Annotated in this window: 19 protein-coding genes and 1 pseudogene; 8 read left to right on the forward strand and 12 right to left on the reverse strand. The window is 65.7% G+C overall.

What is annotated here, in order from left to right; genetic code table 11:
- Positions 1 to 171 precede the first annotated feature (171 nt).
- Entirely contained in the window at positions 172 to 1,482 is a 1,311-nt protein-coding gene (locus tag AADZ78_RS22035; protein WP_204903331.1) for a DUF6350 family protein, read from the reverse strand.
- Positions 1,483 to 1,521: 39 nt separating this feature from the next.
- Positions 1,522 to 2,430 carry a DUF5336 domain-containing protein gene (locus AADZ78_RS22040; RefSeq protein ID WP_085253097.1) on the reverse strand — a complete coding sequence of 303 codons (909 nt, stop codon included), beginning with the start codon at positions 2,428 to 2,430 and terminating at the stop codon, positions 1,522 to 1,524.
- Between the two features lie 180 nt (positions 2,431 to 2,610).
- Between AADZ78_RS22040 and AADZ78_RS22045 the strand changes: the two genes are divergently transcribed.
- Complete coding sequence (locus AADZ78_RS22045; RefSeq protein WP_085253096.1) at positions 2,611 to 3,459, forward strand: LLM class F420-dependent oxidoreductase; 849 nt, start codon at positions 2,611 to 2,613, stop codon at positions 3,457 to 3,459.
- A gap of 61 nt (positions 3,460 to 3,520) precedes the next feature.
- Here the strand turns inward: AADZ78_RS22045 and sucD are convergent, their stop codons facing one another.
- On the reverse strand, positions 3,521 to 4,423 hold the full coding sequence (gene sucD / locus AADZ78_RS22050) for a succinate--CoA ligase subunit alpha (RefSeq protein WP_085253095.1): 903 nt from the start codon (positions 4,421 to 4,423) through the stop codon (positions 3,521 to 3,523).
- A 20-nt stretch (positions 4,424 to 4,443) separates the two neighbouring features.
- A complete protein-coding gene (gene sucC, locus AADZ78_RS22055) occupies positions 4,444 to 5,607 on the reverse strand; it encodes an ADP-forming succinate--CoA ligase subunit beta (protein WP_085253094.1) in 1,164 nt (387 codons plus the stop codon).
- Between the two features lie 246 nt (positions 5,608 to 5,853).
- Here sucC and AADZ78_RS22060 point away from each other — a divergent pair, with 246 nt between their 5' ends.
- Positions 5,854 to 6,942 (forward strand): M23 family metallopeptidase, encoded by a 1,089-nt coding sequence (locus AADZ78_RS22060; RefSeq protein WP_085253093.1) that lies wholly within the window; start codon positions 5,854 to 5,856, stop codon positions 6,940 to 6,942.
- A 3-nt stretch (positions 6,943 to 6,945) separates the two neighbouring features.
- Entirely contained in the window at positions 6,946 to 7,560 is a 615-nt protein-coding gene (locus AADZ78_RS22065) for a hypothetical protein (protein WP_204801950.1), read from the forward strand.
- Positions 7,561 to 7,564: 4 nt separating this feature from the next.
- Here AADZ78_RS22065 and pcrA read toward each other — a convergent pair whose 3' ends face one another.
- A complete protein-coding gene (pcrA, locus tag AADZ78_RS22070) occupies positions 7,565 to 9,877 on the reverse strand; it encodes a DNA helicase PcrA (protein ID WP_085253091.1) in 2,313 nt (770 codons plus the stop codon).
- A 42-nt stretch (positions 9,878 to 9,919) separates the two neighbouring features.
- Positions 9,920 to 11,944 (reverse strand): PPE family protein, encoded by a 2,025-nt coding sequence (locus AADZ78_RS22075; protein WP_085253090.1) that lies wholly within the window; start codon positions 11,942 to 11,944, stop codon positions 9,920 to 9,922.
- Positions 11,945 to 12,235: 291 nt separating this feature from the next.
- On the opposite strand from AADZ78_RS22075, the gene AADZ78_RS22080 reads away from it, so the two are divergent.
- The 4 genes from AADZ78_RS22080 to pgi all read left to right on the forward strand — a co-directional run bounded on the left by AADZ78_RS22080 (position 12,236) and on the right by pgi (position 16,134).
- Entirely contained in the window at positions 12,236 to 12,544 is a 309-nt protein-coding gene (locus AADZ78_RS22080) for a chorismate mutase (protein WP_085253089.1), read from the forward strand.
- Positions 12,545 to 12,637: 93 nt separating this feature from the next.
- Positions 12,638 to 13,579, forward strand: coding sequence for an esterase family protein (locus AADZ78_RS22085; protein ID WP_275580677.1), 942 nt, complete (start codon positions 12,638 to 12,640; stop codon positions 13,577 to 13,579).
- Between the two features lie 9 nt (positions 13,580 to 13,588).
- Complete coding sequence (locus AADZ78_RS22090) at positions 13,589 to 14,407, forward strand: SDR family oxidoreductase (RefSeq protein ID WP_085253087.1); 819 nt, start codon at positions 13,589 to 13,591, stop codon at positions 14,405 to 14,407.
- 62 nt (positions 14,408 to 14,469) lie between these two features.
- Positions 14,470 to 16,134, forward strand: coding sequence for a glucose-6-phosphate isomerase (gene pgi, locus AADZ78_RS22095; protein ID WP_085253086.1), 1,665 nt, complete (start codon positions 14,470 to 14,472; stop codon positions 16,132 to 16,134).
- A 72-nt stretch (positions 16,135 to 16,206) separates the two neighbouring features.
- Here pgi and AADZ78_RS22100 read toward each other — a convergent pair whose 3' ends face one another.
- From AADZ78_RS22100 to cobF, 6 genes and pseudogenes are all read right to left on the reverse strand, one after another.
- Complete coding sequence (locus tag AADZ78_RS22100) at positions 16,207 to 16,956, reverse strand: SDR family oxidoreductase (protein WP_085253085.1); 750 nt, start codon at positions 16,954 to 16,956, stop codon at positions 16,207 to 16,209.
- Positions 16,957 to 17,046: 90 nt separating this feature from the next.
- Entirely contained in the window at positions 17,047 to 17,514 is a 468-nt protein-coding gene (locus AADZ78_RS22105) for a zinc finger domain-containing protein (protein WP_239655317.1), read from the reverse strand.
- A gap of 159 nt (positions 17,515 to 17,673) precedes the next feature.
- Positions 17,674 to 17,910 (reverse strand): annotated as a pseudogene (locus tag AADZ78_RS22110) (DNA-formamidopyrimidine glycosylase family protein); the annotation flags it as partial.
- A gap of 48 nt (positions 17,911 to 17,958) precedes the next feature.
- Entirely contained in the window at positions 17,959 to 19,647 is a 1,689-nt protein-coding gene (locus AADZ78_RS22115) for a PE family protein (RefSeq protein ID WP_085253083.1), read from the reverse strand.
- Between the two features lie 116 nt (positions 19,648 to 19,763).
- A complete protein-coding gene (locus AADZ78_RS22120) occupies positions 19,764 to 21,104 on the reverse strand; it encodes a PE family protein (RefSeq protein WP_085253082.1) in 1,341 nt (446 codons plus the stop codon).
- Between the two features lie 147 nt (positions 21,105 to 21,251).
- Positions 21,252 to 22,001, reverse strand: coding sequence for a precorrin-6A synthase (deacetylating) (gene cobF, locus AADZ78_RS22125; protein WP_085253081.1), 750 nt, complete (start codon positions 21,999 to 22,001; stop codon positions 21,252 to 21,254).
- 101 nt (positions 22,002 to 22,102) lie between these two features.
- Here cobF and AADZ78_RS22130 point away from each other — a divergent pair, with 101 nt between their 5' ends.
- Positions 22,103 to 23,008 (forward strand): AurF N-oxygenase family protein, encoded by a 906-nt coding sequence (locus AADZ78_RS22130; RefSeq protein ID WP_085253080.1) that lies wholly within the window; start codon positions 22,103 to 22,105, stop codon positions 23,006 to 23,008.
- Positions 23,009 to 23,174 lie beyond the last annotated feature (166 nt).

Here is a 23,174-nt window from a genome sequence, read left to right on the forward strand (position 1 = left end):
CGATGCCGGCCGCGCGAGCGGCCGGAGGAGGAGGCGACAATCGAGCCTAGTCTGGCGACGATGCCGGCCGCGCGAGCGGCCGGAGGAGGAGGCAGACAATCGAGCCTAGTGGGTACCTCGCGGGCGTCGAGTCTGCGTCCAGGGCTATATCCGCTCGGCGTGTCGACACCATCAGCGCAGGCTCGGCTCTTCCGGGTTCTCGTCGTCGGACGCCTCGTCCGGTTCGGACGACTCGTCCGGTTCGGACGACTCGTCCGGTTCGGGCGGCGGGGCTGGTTCGGGCGGCGGGGCTGGTTCGGACGGCGGGGCGGGCTTGGGTTTGGGCCGCTTGGGAGTTCGGCTGATCCCGCCCGTCATCAGCACCGTGACCCAACCAACGACGGCGAACCAGAAAAAGACACCGATCACCATGGCGCCTTCGTCCACGCCGACGTCGCCGAAGTTGCCCAGTTGTCCGCCACCGCCGTACCCGAGCAGTCCCATCACTAAAGCCGCGGCGGCCGCCGCAACCAGCAGCTTGGCCGTTGCCGGGACGATGGGTAGGGCGCGGCGAGCACACTGCTGGCCGACCGCGACACCAGACGATGCACCGACGATCAGTAGGGCGACCCACGCCGGCCCGAGCGGTGGCGTGGGGGCGGCCGCCAGGATCGGCAGCGCTGGGACGTCGCCGCCGAACACAGTGAACGAGCTGAACGTCGCGAAGCCAATATGAGCACTCGAGCCGACCGCGACGGCTGAGGCGCCGACGATGACGTTGGGCGCGTAAAGCACCGACAGCACGGTGAGACTGAACTGGCCGAAAATCGAATCCGTGATCCCGTACAGCTCTTGCATTGTCGCCCAGTGAACAACCAGCGAACCCGCGGTCACCACGCCGGAGAGCCCCAGCAACGCCACTACCCCGGCCGCGGCGGCCCGTGCCGAGTCACCCAGCCAGTTGGGCAGGTGCGAGGCCGCCAGCGCACGTCGACCCACCCGGGACCCCACGCCGATGGCGGCACCAATGGCGTGCACCATCACTACGCCGGCGAACGCGCGCAGGGCGCCGGGCGTCTGCAGCTCGGTGATCACCGACGACGCGTCGTGGATCACCGCCAACGCAATGGCCGCCATCAGCAACGGCCCGCCCAGCGCAGCGGCGAACACCCACCGGACCACGAGCCACGACGAGTGCGGTGAGGTGGCCCGCGCCGTAGTACGCGCGGTGCCCCATACCATCAACAAGACCGGCAATAGCGGCATTACGCCCAGTTCTCGGCCACCGATCGAGATCGGCACTTGGTGCACGCCGAGCCACATACTGGCGATGGCGCCCAACGCGCCGGTCATGTCGCTGTTGGCGATCAGCAGCTGCAACAGCGTGACGGCAGCGATGACGACCAGCGCCACCACTGCGGGAGCGAAGGCGACCCTGACGAGGTCACGCGCCTGGCGAGCGCCCGCTGACCGATTCTCGTCGCTTTTTGACACCCTTTTCACTCGCGGCGCACGTGCCCGACTCGGCGCGAGAGCGCCCGGTTAGACCGGCGCCGACCCGGAGGACGACGACTGCTGGCTTTGACCGTAGGACTGCTGCTGCTGACCACCGGCGGGGCTGGAGTAGTTGACCGGAGCCGAACCGGCCGCCGATCCCGCCCCGGCACTGACCGGCGGGGGCGGACTGAAGCTCGGGAAACCCGTTGGCGGCGTCGATGGCCCCTGGTGCGCTGCCTGGGGCGCCTGCTGCGTGGGAGCCTGGGCGCTGAATCCGCCGCTCGCCGGATTCGGGTTGGACGAATAGCCGCCGCCGTACTGCTGCTGCGGCGGCTGCGATCCATACCCGGGCGCCTGTTGCGGGTTGGCCGCGGGCTGTTGTGCGGCCGGCTGACCGTAATACCCGCCCGGCTGGCCCCCGTACTGGCCGTACTGCCCGTACGGGCCGTACTGGCCGTACGGGTCGAACTTGGGCCGCGGCGCGGGCGCGGTGATCACACCCGTATCCAGCAGCAGCGCGCCCACTGCGGCTACCGCCTGGAACACGCTGAAAACCAGGACGACCCACAGCGCCCAGCCGAACGAAAGGGCACCGGGCTTGTTGACGGTCGCCGAGATGACCAGCAGCACACCCAGCACCGCGAGCACCGCGACGACCGACAGGTAGCTCTTTGCCTTGGGTAGCAAACCCACCCCGGCAAGCAGCGCAGCCAGCAGCGCCGCGCTGACCGCCAACCCGGCGTCGCCGGACACCGAACCACCGCCCGCCCCGAGTTCAGAGCTGATGGTGAATAGCGGACCGAAGCTCGCAAAATACGCTGCCAGGCCAAGCGCCACGACCGCGATGCTCAGGTACATCGGAAGCTTGCTCTGTCCCTCACCCGACGAGGCGCCCCCGTAAGAACCGGCGGGCTGCGCGGGCGGATATCCGGGGCTGCCCGGCGAGTAGGTCATGGCTCCTCCTGTTGCTTCCGGTGCCGTCGCGGCGCCACTGTTGCAGTACGACGCTGTGCTTCCAGCGACGCGACTCGACCAACAACGCTAGCGCACCTCCTGGTGCCCCCGCCGAACCCACCGCTAGCCGGCGACCCGGCCGCTTGCCCGTCCTAGGTAGAACACGTTCTAATTCGGTACATGGATTACGGCCTTGTGCTCTTCACCAGCGACCGCGGCATCTCTCCAGCGGCGGCCGCGAAGCTTGCCGACGACCACGGGTTTCAGACGTTCTACGTACCTGAACACACCCATATCCCGGTCAAGCGCGAGGCTGCGCACCCGACGACCGGCGACGCATCGCTGCCTGACGATCGCTACATGCGCACGCTCGACCCTTGGGTGAGTTTGGGTGCGGCGTGCGCGGTGACTTCGCGAGTCCGGCTGTCCACCGCCGTGGCGCTACCGGTCGAGCATGATCCGCTCACGCTGGCGAAAAGCATTGCGACGCTGGACCATCTGTCCGGAGGTCGGGTGAGCCTGGGTGTCGGGTTCGGCTGGAACACCGACGAACTCACCGACCACGGCGTGCCGCCCGGACGCCGCCGCACGATGCTGCGTGAATACCTCGAGGCCATGCGAGCGTTGTGGACACAGGAAGAAGCGGCCTACGACGGAGAATTCGTGAAATTCGGCCCCAGCTGGGCCTGGCCGAAGCCGGTGCAGTCACACATCCCGGTGCTCGTCGGCGCGGCCGGCACCGAGAAGAACTTCAAGTGGATCGCACGAAGCGCCGATGGCTGGATCACCACTCCGCGCGACTTCGACATCGACGAGCCGGTGAAGTTGTTGCAGGACATCTGGGTGGCCGCGGGCCGCGACGGCGCACCGCAGATCGTGGCGCTCGACTTCAAACCGGTGCCCGAGAAGCTCGCGCGTTGGGCCCAACTGGGCGTAACTGAGGTGCTGTTCGGCCTGCCGGACCGTTCCGACGACGAGATTGCCGCCTACGTGGAGCGCTTGGCCGGAAAGCTGGCCACTTGCCTGTAGCGCGAGCAGACGCGAAAGCCCCCAAATCGTGCCGATTTGGGGGCTTTCGCGTCTGCTCGCGCTACAGGGTCTTCAGGATCTCCCGGGCCAGCGCCGCCGTCGCCGACGGGGTCTTGCCAACCTTGACGCCGGCCGCCTCGAGCGCCTCTTGCTTGGCGGCCGCGGTTCCCGACGAGCCGGACACGATGGCGCCGGCATGGCCCATCGTTTTGCCTTCTGGCGCAGTGAATCCCGCGACGTAGCCGACGACCGGCTTGGACACGTTGGCCTTGATGTAGTCCGCCGCGCGCTCCTCGGCGTCGCCGCCGATCTCACCGATCATCACGATGAGCTTGGTGTCGGGATCCTTCTCGAAGGCCTCGATGGCATCGATGTGCGTGGTGCCGATCACCGGGTCGCCGCCAATCCCGATCGACGTGGTAAAACCGAGATCCCTTAGCTCATACATCATTTGGTAGGTCAGCGTGCCCGATTTGGATACCAGCCCGATCGGACCGGGTCCGGTGATGTTGGCCGGGGTGATGCCCACGAGCGACTGACCGGGGCTGATGATGCCCGGACAGTTCGGGCCGATGATGCGGGTCTTGCCACCCTTCTCGAGGTTGTACGCCCAGGCATATGCGGTGTCCTGCACCGGAATTCCCTCGGTGATGACCACCAGCAGCGGAATCTCGGCGTCGATGGCCTCAACGATCGCGTCCTTGGCGAACTTCGGCGGCACGAAGATGATTGACACATCGGCACCGGTCTTTTCCATCGCCTCCGCGACGCTGCCGAACACCGGCAGCTTGATCAGCCTGCCGCCCTTGTCCTCATGCGTGACGGTGGTGCCCGCCTTGCGCGCGTTGACACCGCCGACGATTTGAGTGCCGGCCTTAAGCATGCGTGCGGTATGGACGGTGGCCTCAGAGCCGGTAATGCCCTGGACGATGACCTTGTTTTCGGAGGTCAGGAATATTGCCATGAGTCATCGGGTCCTTTCGCTCAGGCGCTCGCCAGCTCGGCGGCCTTGTCGGCAGCCTCGTCCATCGTCGGCACCAGCGTCACCAGAGGGTGGTTCGCCTCGGCGAGGATGCGGCGCCCCTCGTCGACGTTGTTGCCGTCGAGCCGAACCACCAGCGGCTTGTTGGCCTCGTCGCCCAGGATTTCCAACGCCTTGACGATCCCGGTCGCCACCGCGTCACACGAGGTGATTCCCCCGAAAACGTTGACGAACACGGCCTTGACCTGCGAGTCGCCCAGCACCACGTCCAGGCCGGCGGCCATCACCTCAGCGGATGCACCGCCGCCGATGTCGAGGAAGTTGGCTGGTTTTACTCCGTTGTGCTTTTCACCGGCATAGGCCACGACGTCGAGGGTTGACATCACCAATCCCGCGCCGTTGCCGATGATGCCCACCTGACCGTCAAGCTTGACGTAGTTGAGGTCATGCTCCTTGGCTTTGAGTTCCAGCGGGTCGGTGGCGTCGCGATCCTCGAACTCGGCGTGGCCGGGCTGCCGGAAGTCGGCGTTGCCGTCCAGGGTGACCTTGCCGTCCAGCGCCAGGATCCGGGAGTCAGGGGTCCGCACCAGGGGGTTGACCTCGACCAGGGTGGCATCCTCTGCGACGAAGAGCTCCCATAACTTGGCGATGGTGATCGCGGCGGCGTCGAGCACCTCGGCCGGCAGGTGGCCCTGCTCGGCGATGGAACGCGCGAACGCCAGGTCAACACCTGTGACGGCGTTGACCGGAACCTTGGCGAGCCGTTCGGGTTTGGTGGCGGCCACCTCTTCGATCTCCATGCCGCCTTCCACCGAGCACATCGCCAGGTACGTGCGGTTGGCTCGGTCGAGCAGGAACGACAGGTAGTACTCCTCGGCGATGTCGCTGGCCTCGGCAACCAGCAACTTCTTGACGATGTGGCCCTTGATGTCCAGGCCGAGAATGTTCTTGGCGTGCTCGTAGGCCTCGTCGGGGGTCGCGGCGTATTTGACGCCGCCCGCCTTGCCGCGCCCGCCTGTCTTCACCTGCGCCTTGACCATCACTGGGCTACCGATTTCGGTGGCGATGGCCTTCGCGCCTTCCGCCGTGTCGGTCACCCGTCCTTGTGTGCCGGGTACGCCGTGCTTGGCGAATAACTCCTTGGCTTGGTATTCGAAAAGATCCATGGGCTCACTGTCTTCTTTGACTTACTGCTAGGCCAGTACGGACGCGGTACCGGATAACGGCAACGCGCACTGAGGAACTGTATCGAGACGCCAAACGCGCTCGGCCGTCGCATCCACCCGTGTGGCGCAGGTCACCGAATGTTCACCATTTCAAACGTGATCCAAGTCACATTGTCGGCAGGATTCCAAACTGAGGTTGCCAGTCCCATCCGTCAGCGGATACCGTCTCAGGGTCCAGATAACGTTATGGTCACGATCCGAGGACATTTCAGGTTGTCGCAGCACCAATTTGCCCGCTCTGGCTCCACTGGAGCGGCTCGCGCGCCCCGCGATCGTTGGCTGCACCATCACCGCAATGAAATCACCGAGATCATCGCGTTGGACGACTTCGGCGAGCTCGATGACCTCGATTTTGCCGACCTCGATGAGCTGGATTTCGGTGACGAGTTCAACTTCGACATCGAAGCTCAACTGCTCAGCGCTCCCGAACTCGACGACCTTGACGATTCCGACAACCTGACACCGGAACCGTTGGCGCCTCCGACCGAGGTCCTGGCCCTGGTGACGCTCGAACCCAGTGCCGACCCGCGTTCGAATGCCACCGACGTCATACCAATCCCCCGGCGCGGTGGGCAGCACCGCAAGCAGCCGACCAGCGCCGCCAAGGGACGCCTGCTGATCTCGGCAATGGCTGCCGGCGCAGCGGCCGCGGCGGCGCACGCGGTGACCCATCAGTCGAAGAATCCAAGCACCGAGACGGTGCTGACCGCTAACGCCTCGGCGCTGACCGGAGGGGCGGGCGGCAACGCACCGCGGGGCGTGCAGGTCATCGCGGCCCAGCCGGCCGCCGGTGCCGCGGTGCACAACGCGGAGTTCGCCAGAGGCGTGGCCTTCGCTCAGGAACGCGCCCAGCGCGAGGCACGCCTGCAGCAGCCGCTGTACGTGATGCCCACAAGAGGCATATTCACCTCTAGTTTCGGGTACCGCTGGGGTGTGCTGCACGCCGGTATCGACCTGGCCAACGCGATCGGGACGCCCATCTATGCGGTGTCGGATGGTGTCGTCATCGACGCCGGCCCCACCGCTGGCTACGGCATGTGGGTCAAGCTGCTCCACGCCGACGGCACCGTCACCCTCTATGGCCACGTCAACACCACGCTGGTCAGCGTCGGCGAGCGTGTGATGGCCGGTGACCAGATAGCCACCATGGGCAATCGAGGCAATTCGACCGGTCCGCACCTGCACTTCGAGGTGCTGCAGGGCGGCTCCCAGCGCATTGACCCCGTGCCGTGGCTGGCTAAGCGGGGACTTTTTGTCGGCAGTTACGCCGGCTGACCGGTGACCGCGCCGAGCGACCCCCCTTCGCGCGAAAATCCGCCCAAGGATAAACCTGAGAAAGCGTCGCCCGCCGAACCGCGGACCCGGATCATCCGCCGTGCCCCAACCGGGCCGATACCCCCGATCGCAACGCCCGAGACCGCCCGAATTCCCCGTCGGCCACCGCCTTTGGACGCCACCGTTCGCGCCGGCCGGGCGCATCTGCCGGCCGCGCCGACCACCGAGCCAAGCTCCTGGACGGCCGTCGTCGCCTGCGCGACCAGCATCGTCAGCGGGTGGACCACCTCGGTTGTGGCCACCGATTTGATCATTGGCTGGTGGCGCAGCGATCGGTTGTTCTGCATCGCGGTCGCGTTTCTCGCCCTGGTCTTCGCGATTGCGACCGTCACCGGCGTCATCATGCTGCTGCTGCGCCACCCTCTCGGGCGCTACCTCATCGCGGCGGGGGCGGTGGTCGCGCTGCTGACTTATGGCGGCGTGTTCATCGCGGGGGCCCGTGTTGGGTGGATCGTGCACACGCTACCGGTGCTGCCGATTGCCAGCGTGGTGCTGGCACTGCACCCGCGAACCAAGCGCTGGCTGTACTGGGGCGAACAAGGCGAACAAGGCGAATAAGGCGTCAGAGCTTGCTGACCGGGGCGTGGTTGTGCATCAGCTTTACCCGCCCCGAACTGCCAAAGTCGATCAGCGACATCGCCGATTCGCCGACGCCGGAGACTTCCTCGACACGACCCAGGCCGTACTTGTCGTGCGTCACGCGGTCGCCGGGCTGCAAGACCAGCAGCGGGCGCTTGCCCGCCCCCGAGCGCGTTGGCGACGGGCGCGGGGAGCCGAACCGCCCGGCGCCGCTCACCGGGGCGCTGAACGACGGCTTGGGCGCGGTGCGTCGCCAGTCGATGAGCTCCTGCGGAATCTCCCTCAGGAACCGGGATTCCGGGTTCAGCATCGGCTGACCCCAGGACGAACGGACGATGGCCCTACTCACGTACAGGCGTTGCCGGGCCCGGGTGATGCCGACGTAGGCCAGCCGCCGTTCCTCGGACAGCTCGGTGGGATCGTCCAGGGCCCGCATGTGCGGGAACATCCCGTCCTCCCAACCGGTTACGAACACCACCGGGAACTCCAGGCCCTTGGCGGTATGCAATGTCATCAGCGTGACCACCCCCGCGCTGTGCTCGGGGATTTCGTCGGTGTCGGCGACCAGCGACACCCTCTCCAGAAATGCCGCGAGCACACCGGTGTCCGGTATGTCTTCATTCTCGGGCACGAGCGCGGCGGCGTTAGCTTGGTCGGTGCTGAATTCATGTGCGACGCTGACGAGTTCGTTGAGGTTGTCCAGCCGCGCCAGCTCCTGGGGGTCGGTGGACGACTCCAACTCACGGCGGTATCCACTGCGTTCCAACACCGCCTCGACCAGTTCCCCGAGGTCGTCATCGAGGCGGCCCCGCAACTCGTCAAGCATCTCGACGAAGCCCGCGATCGCCTTCTCCGCACGGGAATTCAGCATCGGCACTTTGCCTTGAGCCGCGGCCTGCAGCGCGTCGGAGAAGCTGGCTCCGGTGTTCTCGGCGTAAACCGCCACACATGCCTCGGCGCGATCACCGATGCCGCGCCTGGGCGTGTTGAGGATACGCCGCATGCTCACCGCATCACCGGGGTTGTCCAGCACGCGCAGGTATGCGACGATGTCGCGAATCTCCTTGCGCTCGTAAAAGCGAACTCCCCCAACGACTTTGTAGGGAATCCCGGCGCGGATGAAGACTTCTTCGAGCGACCGCGACGAGTTGTTGGTGCGGTAGAAGACGGCCACATCGTTGTAGGTGATCTCGCCACGCGCGGCCAGCCCATCGATCTCTTCGGCGACGAACCTGGCCTCGTCGTGCTCGTTGTCGGCGACGTAGCCGACGATCAGCTCCCCGGCGCCGGCGTCGGTCCACAACCGCTTCTCCCGGCGTCCGGAGTTGCGGGCGATCACGGAGTTGGCGGCCGAAAGGATGTTCTGCGTCGAGCGGTAATTTTGTTCCAGCAGAATGGTTTTGGCGTCGGGGTAGTCGCGTTCGAAGTCTTCGATGTTGCGAATCGTGGCGCCGCGGAACGCATAGATCGACTGGTCGGCGTCGCCGACCACGCACAACTCGGCGGGCGGAACACCATCGCTGCCGTCGGGGGTGTCGCGACCGACCAATTCCCGCACCAGCACGTACTGCGCATGGTTGGTGTCCTGGTATTCGTCGACGAGCACGTGCCGGAACCGGCGCCGGTAGTATTGGGCGATCTGCGGGAACGTCTGCAGTACCGCCACCGTCTCCCCGATGAGGTCGTCGAAGTCCAGCGCGTTGGCCGCACGCAGCCGTCGCTGGTATTCGGCGTAAACGGACGCGACAGTGCGCGCCAGGTCATCGGAGTCCTCCGTTAGGGCGGCCAGCGCCCCGTGCGGGTCGATCAGCTCGTTCTTCAGGTTGGAGATGGCGTTGGCCAGCAGTCGCGGCGAATACCGCTTGATGTCTAGACCCATGTCCCGGCCGATCATCTGCAGCAGCCGCCGCGAATCGTCGGCGTCGTAGATCGAGAAGTTGGAGTTGAGGCCTTCGATCAACGACGCCTGGTTACGCAGGATGCGCACGCAGCTCGAGTGAAATGTCGACACCCACATGTACCGGGCGCGGTCACCGACCAGGCTCACCACCCGTTCCCGCATCTCGGCGGCGGCCTTGTTAGTGAAGGTAATGGCCAAGATCTGACCGACCCCGACGCCGCGGACCGCGATCAGATATGCGATCCGCCGGGTCAGCACCGCCGTCTTGCCGGAGCCGGCACCGGCCACGATCAGCAGCGGCGAACCCTCATGCACCACCGCCTGGCGCTGTGGGGGATTGAGAACGTCGAGCAGTTCGTCGGCTGGGGTCGGACGGGGGGTCGCGTGCACACTCATGTCTGCCCAAACTTACCGCCGCAGCCCGACGACTCGTCGGGCCTACGGCTGGAAGCCGGACTGATGTGCGCCCGCATGGTTGTTGCCGGAGCTGTTTGTGCCCGAGTTGTTCCATCCGGAGTTGAGCGTTCCAGTATTGCCGTAACCGGAGTTGTCGGCGCCCATGTTCATGAAGCCCACATTTCCAACGGTGCCACCGTTCGAGAAGCCAATGTTCAGATTGCCCGTATTCGAGAAACCCACGCCGTTTATGCCCGAGTTGAAGAACCCGGTGTTTCGGCCATTGGTGTTCTGGAAGCCTGTCTGGAAGTTCCCGACGTTTCCGTAGCCCTCGCTTGAGTTGCCGGTGTTCTCCCACCCGGACGTGCTGTTCCCGTGGTTGTTGAAGCCGGAAGTTCCGGTGCCGGTGTTGCCGAAGCCGGAGTTTGTAGCGCCGGTGTCGGTCGCGCTTCCGTAGCCGGTATTCACGTCACCCGCGTTGCCGGCACCGGTGTTGACGTGGCCTGAGTTCCAGAATCCCGTGTTGGTATTACCCGAATTTCCGAAACCGGTGTTGCCCACGCCGGAGTTGAAAAATCCGACACTGCTGGAGCCTGAGTTAAACAAGCCCACGCTGCCGCTGGTGCCCGAGTTGAACGCACCGACCGCAAAGCCGCCCCCATTTCCGACGCCGACGTTATCGGCACCGGCGTTCCAGAAACCAACATTTCCGTGACCAGAGTTCCCGAAGCCCACGTTGGTGTTGGTGGTATTCACCCAGCCCGTGTTGATGTTGCCCGAGTTCAAGAAGCCGGTGTTCGTGTTGCCGGAGTTCCCTATCCCCGTATTTGTGTCACCGGAGTTGCCGATACCCCAGTTTCCGTGGCCTGAGTTGAAAAAGCCGACGTTGTTGTCGCCTGAGTTGAACAAGCCGATATTGCCGCTGCCCGAGTTCAACCCGTTTAAGTTGATGCCAAACTCGTTGTTGCCGGTCAGGCCGATGCCGAAGTTGTTGTTGCCGGAGTTGCCGAAGCCGATATTGAACTCGCCGGTATTGCCCAGGCCAATGTTGAAGTTTCCGAAATTGCCTATACCGATGTTGGAGTTGCCGGTGTTGCCGAACCCGACGTTCGAGTTGCCCACCGTCGGCATGGCTCCCGGGCCGCTGTTGCCGAAGCCGATGTTGCTGTGGCCGAAGTTTCCACTGCCGATGTTGAGGTTGCCGGTGTTTCCGTTGCCGAAGTTCGCGCTGCCGCTGTTCCCGCTTCCGATGTTTCCGCCACCGGTGGCCTGAGAATTCCCAAAGCCGAAGTTTCCATTGCCACGATTGCCGGCGCCGAAGTTTCTGCTGCCCGTGTTCCCGCTGCCCATGTTGAAACTGCCGGTGTTTCCGCTACCGAAATTGAGGATCCCGTTGAGGTTTCCGTCGCCGAAGTTGAAGTTGCCTCTGTTGCCGCTGCCGAAGTTGAAGTTGCCGGTATTGCCGTTGCCCTGGTTCAGGCTGCCGATATTTCCCAGTCCCAGATTCGCTAGACCGACATTGCTGACCGGCGAGAGAGCGCTCAGCCCTGCCAACGCCTGCTCCCACGGTGTCAGCGCCTCGGCCACGGCCGACGCCCCGGTGTAGTAGCCGAACATGGCCGCGACGTCCTGGGCCCACATCTCCTCGTACAAGGCCTCCGCGGCTGCGATCGCCGGCGCATTTTGGCCAAAGAGATTCGCGAGCACCAATTGCACAAGCGTCGAACGGTTGGCCTGTATCGCTGCCGGGACCACCGTGGCCGCGCGTGCCGCCTCGAACACGCTCACCAACGTCCGGGCCTGCCCGGCCGCACCTGCCGCCTGCGTCGCCGCCGCACCCAGCCAGCCCGCATATGGGGCGGCGGCCGCCGCCATCGCCGCGGACGCCGGGCCCTGCCAGGCTTGGCTCACCAGCTCCGAGGTCACCGAACCGAACGAATCCGCCGCGGCACCCAACTCACTGGCCAAGCCCTCCCAGGCCACCGCGGCATCGAGCATCGGGGCCGACCCCGCACCCGAGAACATAAGCAAGGAGTTGATCTCCGGCGGCAACGTCGAAAAGTTCATCAGCGCAGTCCTTCCTCGACTGTCTGTTGCGGCGAGTCGCAGCCTACGGCCATATTCGCGCGGACACCGGGCGTTTTCACCATTACTTCCGGTAAGAATCAGGCGGTCAATCCGCGCCCATTTCTTTGCGCGGGTGCCGCCCGTGATGGCAGACTCGGTGCGTGCTCAACGCGCAGCGCCGATTTTTCTACGGGTACCCGCCAGCGGTGCCCGTGGTCTAACTGCTTTCGCAGAGCCCCGTGGTCCGCATCCGGATACGGGGCTCGTTTCTTGTGTGAGGCCCAACACCGGATGAGACCAGACCCCCCACATCACGAGAACGCGGAGTTAGCAGAGATGAACACTGAAACAGTTGACCTACCCGACATCGACGATCTACGGGACGAAATCGACCGGCTAGACGCCGCGATCCTGGCCGCGGTCAAACGGCGCGTGGAAGTGTCCCAAGCGATCGGCAGGGTCCGGATGGCGTCCGGCGGCACCCGCCTGGTCCACAGCCGCGAGATGAAGGTGATCGAGCGCTACGGCGAACTCGGCCCGGACGGTAAGGATCTGGCAATCCTGCTCCTGCGATTGGGCCGGGGCCGACTCGGTCACTAATTGATCAATATTTCCCTCCTTTGCGGGCATTTCTGGCCGGCTGCGGTAGATTCCGCCGAAATGGCTACAGCAAACCCGGTTGGGGTTTCGCAAATGCGTCGGCTGATGTTGCTGTCCGCGGCTACCCTGCTCGCCGCGCTCGGCGGATTTTCCGGTTTTCCCGGAACACCAGCGACCTCCTCCGCGTGGTCACGCAGCGGCGTGGCCATCGAGTACCTCATCGTTCCCTCGCCATCGATGAACCGACAGGTCAAGGTGGAGTTTCAAGCCGGCGGCCCGCACGCGGTGTACTTGCTTGACGGCATGCTTGCCCGCGACGACTACAACGGCTGGGACATCCACCTTCCAGTGTTCGAGTGGTTCGACCGGTCTGGCCTCTCGCTCGTCCTGCCCACCGGCGGTATGGCGAGTTTCTACTCCAACTGGTACCGGCCGGCGGCCGGCAACGGCGGGGTGTGGACGTACAAGTGGGAAACCTTCCTGACCCAGGAGCTGCCGCAGTGGCTGGCGGCGAACAAGGGAATCACCCCCAACGGCAATGCCGTGGTGGGCGCATCGATGTCGGGATCGGCGGCACTGATCCTGGCGGCCAATCATCCCGAGAACTTCAGCTACGCGGCCTCGATGTCGGGATTCCTCAACCTATCCGCCGGACAATGGCCGTCCCTGGTCAGCGCCGCGCAACTGGGTGCCGGCGGCTTTCGCTCCGACGCGATGTGGGGCCCGCCGACCGACCCCGCGTGGGCAGCCAACGACCCTACGGTTAATGCGGCGAAGCTCGTCGCTAACAACACGCGCATCTGGGTCTATACAGGCAACGGCGGGGACTCGGATTTGGGCACCAAGCTGGACGCCACTCTGCTGGAAAGCGCGACCCGGTTGAGCAACAAGGTTTTTCAGGCCCGGTACAAACTCAAGGGTGGGCACAACGGCGTGTTCAACTTCCCGGATAACGGCACCCACACGTGGTCCTACTGGGGCGCGCAGCTGCAAGCCATGCTGCCCGATCTGCAACGAGTGCTGGGCGGGGGTTAACTGGGCCTCATGCCCGAGCGCATCCTGGTCACCGGCGGCACCGGAACCGTCGGCCGCGTGGTAGCCCAGCTTCTGCTCGACTCGGGTGCACACGTACGGATTCTCAGCCGCGGGCGGCGCGCAGGAGGCCCGACGCGGCAGGCCGAGTATGTGATTGGTGACGTGAAGACCGGCGAGGGGCTCACCGAGGCGGTCGCCGGTGTCGATGCCATCGTGCATTGCGTCGACCCGGTGCATCATGTTGTCGACGCCGCGCTCACGGCCGGACACCCGCACCTGGTGTACATCTCGATCGTCGGCATCGACCGGATACCGCTCGGCTACTACCGGCGCAAGCTCGCCGAAGAACGGCTAATCAGCGCTTCCGGGCTGCCCTGGACGGTGCTGCGGGCCACCCAGTTCCACGATCTGGTCGCGGTCATGCTGCGGGGCTTGGGCGCACTGCCCATCATGGTGGTCCCCGCAGGCTTTCGCTTCCAGCCGGTCGATGTCCGTGATGTCGGCGCCGAGCTGGCTGAGCTGGCCCTCGCCGAACCCGCGGGACGGGTGCCCGACATTGCCGGGCCCGTGGTGTTACCCGTCGCAGATTTGGCGCGGCGCTATCTGGCCGCGGTAGGCAAACGCCGACCGGTCGTGCCCATCGCGGTCCCCGGCCGCGTTGCCCGCGGCTACCGATCCGGCGCTAACCTGGCCCCCGACCGCGCCGTCGGGACGGTTACGTTCGATCGCTACCTCGAAGAGCGGTTGGCCGCGGGAACGATGCCCTACAGCGACGCGATTCGGTCCTACCTGAGGTTCCCCCGCTCCCGCGGACCAGCCGCGGAATAGGGTCGAACTATGACCACCGTCGGCGACGATGCAGAGCGAAGCGATGAGGAGGAGCGGCGTCCATGACTTCCGTGCAATCAATTCCTGACATCACCGCCACACCGGCGTGGGACGCCCTGCGCAGGCATTACGAACGGATCGGAGAAACCCACCTTCGCCAGTTCTTCGCCGACGATCCCGATCGCGGCCGCGAACTCGCCGTCACGGTTGGCGATCTCTACATCGACTACAGCAAGCACCGCGTCACCCGTGAGACGCTACGGTTGCTTATCGATCTGGCACGGGCGGCCGACCTTGAGGAACGCCGCGATCAGATGTTCGCGGGTGCGCACATCAACACCTCGGAGGATCGCGCCGTATTGCACACCGCGTTGCGGCTGCCCCGCGAGGCCGAGTTGATCGTTGACGGCCAAAACGTGGTCAAGGACGTACATTCCGTGCTCGACGCGATGGGCGACTTTACCGACCGGCTGCGCAGCGGCGAATGGGCCGGAGCCACCGGCAAACGGATCAGCACCGTCGTCAACATCGGCATCGGCGGTTCCGACCTGGGGCCGGTGATGGTGTACCAGACGCTGCGCCACTATGCCGACGCGGGCATTTCCGCCCGGTTCGTCTCCAACGTCGATCCCGCCGACCTCGTCGCGACATTGTCCGACTTAGACCCTGCCACAACGCTTTTTATTGTCGCCTCCAAGACGTTCTCCACTCTCGAGACGTTGACCAACGCCACCGCCGCGCGGCGCTGGTTAGTCGACGCGCTCGGCGACGCAGCGGTGGCCAAGCACTTCGTCGCGGTGTCCACCAACCGGCGCCTGGTTGACGAGTTCGGTATCAACACAGACAACATGTTCGGGTTCTGGGATTGGGTCGGCGGTCGTTATTCGGTCGATTCGGCGATCGGGCTGTCGGTGATGGCCGCCATCGGCCGAGAAGCCTTCGCCGACTTCCTTTCTGGATTCCATATCGTCGATGAGCACTTCCGTACCGCACCGCTGGACTCCAATGCGCCTGTCCTGCTTGGGCTTATCGGCCTGTGGTACTCCAACTTCTTTGACGCGCAATCGCGTGCGGTGCTGCCGTACTCCAATGATCTGGCGCGTTTCGCGGCCTATCTGCAGCAGCTGACCATGGAGTCAAACGGCAAGTCGACCCGCGCCGACGGCACACCAGTGACCACCAATACAGGCGAAATCTTTTGGGGTGAACCGGGAACCAACGGTCAGCATGCGTTCTATCAACTGCTGCATCAGGGCACTCGGTTGGTGCCCGCCGATTTCATCGGGTTCAGTGAACCCCTCGACGACCTGGCTACCGCCGAGGGCACCGGCAGCATGCACGACCTGTTGATGAGCAACTTCTTCGCCCAAACTAAGGTGCTGGCTTTCGGCAAGACCGCCGAGGAGATCGCGGCGGAAGGCACCCCCGCCGACGTGGTGCCACACAAGGTGATGCCTGGGAACCGGCCGTCGACTTCGATTCTGGCCAACCGGCTTACGCCGTCGGTGCTGGGGCAACTGATTGCGCTCTACGAGCATCAGGTGTTCACCGAGGGTGTGGTCTGGGGTATCGACTCGTTCGACCAATGGGGTGTCGAGCTGGGCAAGACGCAGGCCAAGGCGTTGCTTCCGGTGATTACCGGCGACACGTCACCCGCGCCTCAGTCGGACAGCTCGACGGATGCCCTGGTGCGGCGCTACCGCACCGAACGAGGACGCACCGGCTGATGGCGAGCAGACGCAAAAGCCCCCGAAATCTAACGATTTCGGGGGCTTTTGCGTCTGCTCGCGCCGGGAACGTTAGGCGAATCGTTTGGTCAGCGGCGGCGGTAGTACTCGCATGAGCTGAACCAAAGGGGCCCACGGCCACCACGGCACCGCGGCCCTGCCCGGCTCGCGCTCGATGGCGTCGACGAGTGCCTTGACGCCAGTCGCGTTGTCCACCATCAACATTGTGCTCGCGGACTTAGCCGTCATCTCCGACTCGATATAGCCCGGCTCCATCACCGAGACCTTGATGGGGCCTTTGGCGTATTCGGCGCGCAGCGATTCGCCCAATGAGCTCAATCCGGCTTTGCTTGCGGCATACGCGGCTTTGACGCCGGGCACCCCTTTGTTGCCCAGCACCGAGGAGATGAGCACCAGGTGGCCCGAGCCGCTCTTAGTGAACATCTCCAACGCCGTCTCGATCTGTACCAGCGCCGCCACCAGGTTGGTCTCGATGGTTGCCTTGTTCGCCCACAGCTTGCCCGAGCCCAGCCGGGCACCCTTGCCGATACCGGCGTTGACAATGACGCGATCGATGCCGCCAAGCTCGTCGCGCAACGCGGCGAACACCTTCGGCACCTGCTCGTGGTCGTTGACGTCGAGCTCGGCCACCGCAACCTTGACAGTCGGATATTGTTGCGACAGCTTGGCTTTCAGTTCTTCGAGCCGGTCGGTGCGACGCGCGCACAGGGCCAGGTCGCGCCCCTGGGCGGCGAAGGCTCGGGCCATCCCGGCGCCCAGGCCGGAACTGGCGCCGGTGATGAGGATTTTCTGGCGAGTCACCCCGGCAGCATATCGACCGCCCCCCCAACGTCGAGTTGTTGGGCCGAAACGAGGGCATTTGGCATAACAACTCGACGCTCGAGGAGGAGACTATTTAAGTAACCTTGACAAGCGCCGGTCGGCCAGCACCTTCCCGCCGGTCTGGCAGGTCGGACAGTACTGAAAAGACTTGTCCGCGAAGGACACTTCGCGCACCGTGTCACCGCATACCGGGCAGGGCAGCCCGGTGCGTGCGTGCACCCGCAGCCCGGAACGCTTCTCCCCTTTAAGGGTGGCGGCCCGTTGGCCGACGGACCGGCTCACCGCGTCGGAGAGCACCGACACCATCGCCTCGTGCAGGGCGAGCAATTGCTTCTCGGACAGCTTCCCCGCGGTAGCGAACGGCGAGATCTTGGCGACATGCAGGATCTCGTCGCTGTAGGCGTTGCCGATGCCGGCGATCACCTTCTGGTCGGTGATGACGGACTTGATCCGACCGGTGTTACCGCCCAGAAGCCCGGCCAACTCGTCGCTGCTGATGCTAAGCGCATCCGGGCCGAGCGCGGCAATGCCGGGCACCTTGACCGGGTCGTCAACCAGCCAGACCGCCAGTCGTTTTTGGGTCCCGGCCTCGGTGAGGTCGAAGCCCGGCGCACTACCCGGCGCGCCCAAATGGACGCGCAGGGCGATGGGACCCTTTCCTGGTCGCAGCGGCGCCCCGGCCAGCTTGTCCGACCAGCGCAACCATCCCGCACGCGACAAGTGGGCGATCAACAACAGCTCACCGGCTTGCAGTCCCAGGTACTTGCCCCACCGCTGGGCCCCGACAACGGTCTCACCGTGCAGGGCGTTGATCGGCGGATCGAAGGTCTTCAGCACCGACAGCGCGGCGACATCAACGCGGCCGACCCTCGTTCCAACGGCGTGCCGCCGTAAATGGTCTACCAGCGCTTCGATCTCGGGGAGTTCGGGCACCCGTTCAGTCTGCCGACCACGGCCAGTGAGTGTCCATCCGCCCGGGTGCTACGCGGGTCCGGTGACGCCTGGCGTGCCAAACAGCTGCCCGCGGCGACCGCCTACGCCGCCCACACCGCCGAACGCCGCACCGGCGCCAGCCCCGCCGTCGCCGCCGTTGCCGATCAGCTGAGCATCGCCGCCGGCACCGCCGACACCACCGCCGTTAGATGGCGCTGCCCCGGCGGTGCCGGCGTTGCCGCCTCGTCCGCCGCTGCCGTAGAAAATCCCGCCGTCGCCACCGTCGCCACCGTTGCTGATTTGAACCACGAAGCCGGTCCCGGTATTACCTCCGTTGCCGCCGAGGCCGCCGTGGCCCAGCAGGAAGGCGTCGCCACCGAACCCGCCGAAACCACCCACACCCGCTTGCCCGGGGTTCGTCGCACTGACGCCGCCATTTCCGCCGCCGCCGCCGGCCCCGGCGTTCCCTCCGTTACCGATCAGACCGGCCCTACCACCGCTGCCACCAAAGCCGCCGAAGCCCCCAGTACCGCCGGCACCGGTACCGGACGAGGAGCCGCCAGCAGCCCCGCCGTCACCACCGGTCCCACCGCTGCCGCCGTTACCCCAAATGAACCCGCCGCGGCCACCATTGCCGCCACCTCCGCCGAAGCCGCCGGGACCGCCATGGGTAATGCCGGACTGGCCAGTCCCGCCCACTCCCCCGTTACCACCGGCACCGCCATTGCCGAACAGCCCGGCATCGCCGCCGTTACCGGCAAAGACGTCGAAGCCGCCGAAGCTACCTCCGCTAGCGCCCACTTCGACCAGTGGATTGTCTACAAAGGACCCGCCGTTGCCGGTGTTTCCGCCGGCCCCTCCGTCGCCGTACAGCCAGCCGCCGTCGCCGCCGTTGCCGCCGTTGCCGCCGGGACCGCCCATGGCTCCCGCAATGGGAGCAGCCGGGTTTGTGGCGCCGACGGCAGCCCCGCCGTCACCGCCGGCACCACCGTCGCCACCGCGCCCGAACAGCCACCCCCCATGACCGCCGGCACCCCCGGAACCACCAGCACCCCCATTGAGGCCGACGCCGGCACCGAGATCGAGAGCAGTACCGCCGATGCCGCCGGCGCCGCCGGCGCCACCAACGCCGTACAGCCAGCCACCGGCCCCACCGGCCCCGCCGTAACCCGCTGCCCCGCCGACACCGCCCGAGCCGGGCGAACCGGCGACGCCATTACCGCCGGCACCGCCCATTCCGCCATTGCCCCACAGCCCCGCCGCCCCGCCGTTACCGCCGGGCTGACCGGGCGCGCCGGATCCACCGTTACCACCGTTGCCGTACAACAACCCACCGGCGCCACCGTTTTGCCCGGTCCCCGGGGCCCCGTCGGTCCCATTGCCGATCAGCGGACGCCCCAACAGCGCCTGGGTCGGCGCATTGATCAGATCCAGGAGTGGCTGCAAAGGCCCAACGTTAAGCGCCTCAGCGGTCGTATACGCGGCGGCACCCGAATTCAACGCCTGCACGAATTGCTGGTGAAACGATGCCGCCTGAGCGCTCAGCACCTGGTAGCCCTGGGCCTGGGCATTGAACAACGCCGCGACCGCGGCTGACACCTCATCGGCGCCGGCGGCCAATACCGCGGTCGTCGGTGCCGCTGCGGCAGAGCTGGCCTGCGTGATCGACGAACCAATCCGCGCCAAATCCGTTGCCGCAGAAGCCACTAACTCCGGCGACGCGATCACAAACGACATCGGACACCTCCGTCCGGCGCATCTCCAGCGACACGCCTACGGCGGATCGTATCCCGATCGAGCTGCCGGTTCGCGGGCTTCGGCAAACTTGTCACGAGCCGGACCGGCCGGAACGGCTATGCGGGTCCGTCGGTACCCGGCTGGCCGAACAGCTGCCCACCGGCGCCGCCGGTGCCACCGACCCCACCCTGGCTGGCGCCGGCACCAGCGCCACCGTTGCCGCCGTTGCCGATCAGCTGGGCGTTGCCGCCGTTTCCGCCGATGCCATTCTCGGAGGGGGCGTTGAAGCCCGCGGGAATGCCGCCGCCGAGGCCGCCGTTGCCGCCGCTGCCGTAGAAGAAGCCGCCATTGCCGCCATTGCCTCCGGAGGCACCGTCGCCACCGCCGCCGGCAAAGGTAGCGAGACCGGCAGCAGCTTGCCCGGCGCCGCCCGTTCCGCCGTTGCCGCCGGCGCCGCCGTTGCCGAACAGCCCGGAGTCGCCGCCATTACCGGCCTGTGCCGCGAAGTTGCCGCCATCTACGCCGTCGGTGATGCCGGCGCCGTTCGCGAAGGAACCGCCATTACCGCTGTTTCCGCCGGCACCACCGTCGCCGTACAGCCAGCCACTGTGACCGCCATTGCCACCGTTGCCGGCGGATCCGGCGCTGCCGGCGACGCCCGAGCCAGGGATGGTGGCACCCGTGCCGTTGCCGCCGTTGCCGCCCTGACCGCCAACTCCGCCCCGGCCGACGAGCAGGCCACCAGTGCCACCAAGACCGCCGCTGCCGCCGGCGCCGCCGTCGAAGCCGCTCCCGAAGGCATTGTTGCCGTTGGCGTCGCCGCCGTTGCCGCCGAGGCCACCGGGGCCGCCCATCCCGTAGAGCCACCCACCGGCGCCGCCATTGCCACCGTTGCCGCCCGCCTGACCGGCTTGGTTGGTCCCGCCGTTGACGCCGGATCCGCCGGCGCCGCCGTGGCCGCGATTGCCGAGGAGACCCGCCGACCCGCCGGCACCGCCGTTCTGCCCCGGTGCACCCGACCCGCCACTACCCCCGTTACCCAGTAACCAGCCGCCGTCGCCACCAGCAGCCCCGCTCCCGGGGGCCCCATTGGCGCCGTTGCCAATCAACGGGCGCCCGGTCAGCGCCAGCACGGGGTCGGTGAGGAAGGCCTGGGCCTGTTGCATTGGCGTTGCGTTGAGCGCCTCCGCACTGGCGTACTGCGCCGCACCGGCATTCATGAGCTGGACAATCTGGCTGTGGAACATCGACGCCTGCGCGCTGAGTGCTTGATAGGCCTGGGCGTGGGCACCGAATAGCGCGGAAAGCGCCACGGAGACCTCGTCGGCGCCAGCCGCCAGCACGGCGGTTGTCGGGAATGCCGCTGCGGCGTTAGCCGAGCTGATTGTCGAACCAATACCAGCCAAGTGGCTGGCCGCTGCCTCCAAGTACTCGGGTGCGGCGATCACCCACGACATCGACAACCTCCCGACAACTGTGACGGGCCGACTAGCCGCGAGTGACTCACGACACAGTTACTCATTCGGGAGCAGATGCTATCGCGTCACGGCGGTTAGTATCGCACTTCGGAAAAATTTGTACCGCCGTATCAAAATTGCTCGGGACTAATCAGCGCGTGGCACCCGTAATAGGTAGGTGTCCATGATCCAGCCGTGGCGCGCTCTGGCCTCGGCGCGCAGTGCCGCTATGCGAGGCCCGACTTCCCCGACCGTGCCGGAAATCAGCAGCTCATCGTCGGTTCCTAGATAGGCGCCCCACCAGATGCGAGTGTCCGGCGGGCAGGTCTGAAACGAGCAGTCGGCGTCGAGCATGACCACCGCTGAGCCAGACACTCCGTGCGCGCGCAGTTGTCTGCCCGTCGTGATGAGAACCGGTTCGCCAACGTCGTTGAGCGGGATGCGGTGTCGAGCGGTCAGCGCTTGCACCGCGGTGATGCCCGGAATCACGTCGTAGCTGATATCGGCCTTGGCTGCCACGGCGTCGAGTATGCGTAGCGTGCTGTCGTACAGCGACGGGTCACCCCAGGCCAGAAACGCGCCCACATCATCGGGTCCGAGTTCGTCGGACATGGCCTTCGCCCAGATCCGGGCCCGCGCCGCGTGCCAGTCGGACACCGCGTCGCGGTAGTCGTCATCACGCGAGCGCGGTGGGTCGGGCAGCTCGACAAATCGGTATCCGGGCTTTTCGATGAACCGCGCGCAGATCCCCCGACGCAGCGCCACCAGGTCGCTCTTCGCCTCCCCCTTGTCCATCGCGAAGAACACCTGAGCGTTGTTGAGGGCCTTGATCGCCTGGACGGTCATGTACTCCGGGTCCCCCGCGCCGATGCCGATGACGTGGATGTGCCGACTCACCCCGCCAGTCAACCGAATCGAAACCTAGATTTTCTATGCGACACCACAAGTACCCGGTACCATGGGTACCGTATGCGGCACCCAATGAAGGGACGTCAGCGATGACCTCTACGGTCAAGCCAAGCGCGCCGAGTCGTGAAGAATTCTCCGAGCGTCTGCTCAAAGGCTCGGTCAAGAAGTCCTACGAACCCATCGTCGACATCGACTGGGACGCCCCGCTCGACCCGGACAAGTTCTACCTACCGCCCAAGCTGGTGTCGCTGTACGGGACCCCGATGTGGGACGAGATGACCCGCGAACAGCAAATCGAGCTGTCCCGCCAGGAATTGGTCAACACGCTCTCGGCCGGGATCTGGTTCGAGAACATGCTCAACCAATCGTTGCTGCGCACCATCCTGCATGAAGACCCCACCAGCCGGTCGACACATTACAAGCTGACCGAGTTAGGCGACGAAACCCGCCACATGGTCATGTTCGGCAAGGCCATCGAACGCATCGGCGCCAAGCCGGTACGCCCGCGTCGCTTCCACCGGTGGATAATCAACGCGCTTCCGCTGGCGTTCCAGCGGGGCTCGATGCTGTGGGTGGCAGCCCTGATCGGCGAGGAGATCTTCGACTCGCTGCAACGGCAGATGATGGACGACCCGGAATTGCAACCAATTATCCAGCGGCTCATGCGAATTCACGTCACCGAAGAGGCCCGCCACATTCAGTTTGCTCGTGATGGCGCGCGCAAACGGGTGGCCGAAATGCCTCGGATCAACCGGTGGTTCATGGCCAACATCAACGGCCTCGGCGGGTATTTCTTCCGCTACCTGTTCAGCAATCCGATCCCGTACGCGCGCACGGGTCTGGATCCACGGCGGGCCCGCGCGACGGCTCGCAACAGCCCGCACCGTCACGAAATGCAGATGGCCGGATTCGCGCCGCTGGCAGCGTTTTTGACCGAAGTGGGCCTGATGGGACCGATCGCCCGCAGCGGCTGGAAACGCAGCAAGTTTCTGTGACCGAGTTCCCGCGCCGCATCGTCATTGTTGGCGCTCGGGAAACCGCCGGGCCGCTGGCTGCCGACCTGGTGCTTGCCAACCGTGACGTCCTTAGTTCGGTGTTCGACGACGCGACCGACACATGGGTGCTGACCACGTCCGGCGGCGAGACCGTGCATGCCTGTGT

Source organism: Mycobacterium riyadhense (assembly GCF_963853645.1).
Classification (GTDB): Bacteria; Actinomycetota; Actinomycetes; order Mycobacteriales; family Mycobacteriaceae; genus Mycobacterium; species Mycobacterium riyadhense.

Coding starts and splice junctions, on each gene's coding strand:
- AADZ78_RS22040 (WP_085253097.1), bottom strand. CDS start 2,430: ATGACCTACTCGCCGGGCAGCCCCGGATATCCGCCCGCGCAGCCCGCC.
- AADZ78_RS22045 (WP_085253096.1), top strand. CDS start 2,611: ATGGATTACGGCCTTGTGCTCTTCACCAGCGACCGCGGCATCTCTCCA.
- sucD (WP_085253095.1), bottom strand. CDS start 4,423: ATGGCAATATTCCTGACCTCCGAAAACAAGGTCATCGTCCAGGGCATT.
- sucC (WP_085253094.1), bottom strand. CDS start 5,607: ATGGATCTTTTCGAATACCAAGCCAAGGAGTTATTCGCCAAGCACGGC.
- AADZ78_RS22060 (WP_085253093.1), top strand. CDS start 5,854: ATGGTCACGATCCGAGGACATTTCAGGTTGTCGCAGCACCAATTTGCC.
- pcrA (WP_085253091.1), bottom strand. CDS start 9,877: ATGAGTGTGCACGCGACCCCCCGTCCGACCCCAGCCGACGAACTGCTC.
- AADZ78_RS22075 (WP_085253090.1), bottom strand. CDS start 11,944: ATGAACTTTTCGACGTTGCCGCCGGAGATCAACTCCTTGCTTATGTTC.
- AADZ78_RS22080 (WP_085253089.1), top strand. CDS start 12,236: ATGAGACCAGACCCCCCACATCACGAGAACGCGGAGTTAGCAGAGATG.
- AADZ78_RS22085 (WP_275580677.1), top strand. CDS start 12,638: ATGCGTCGGCTGATGTTGCTGTCCGCGGCTACCCTGCTCGCCGCGCTC.
- AADZ78_RS22090 (WP_085253087.1), top strand. CDS start 13,589: ATGCCCGAGCGCATCCTGGTCACCGGCGGCACCGGAACCGTCGGCCGC.
- pgi (WP_085253086.1), top strand. CDS start 14,470: ATGACTTCCGTGCAATCAATTCCTGACATCACCGCCACACCGGCGTGG.
- AADZ78_RS22115 (WP_085253083.1), bottom strand. CDS start 19,647: ATGTCGTTTGTGATCGCGTCGCCGGAGTTAGTGGCTTCTGCGGCAACG.
- AADZ78_RS22120 (WP_085253082.1), bottom strand. CDS start 21,104: ATGTCGTGGGTGATCGCCGCACCCGAGTACTTGGAGGCAGCGGCCAGC.
- AADZ78_RS22130 (WP_085253080.1), top strand. CDS start 22,103: ATGACCTCTACGGTCAAGCCAAGCGCGCCGAGTCGTGAAGAATTCTCC.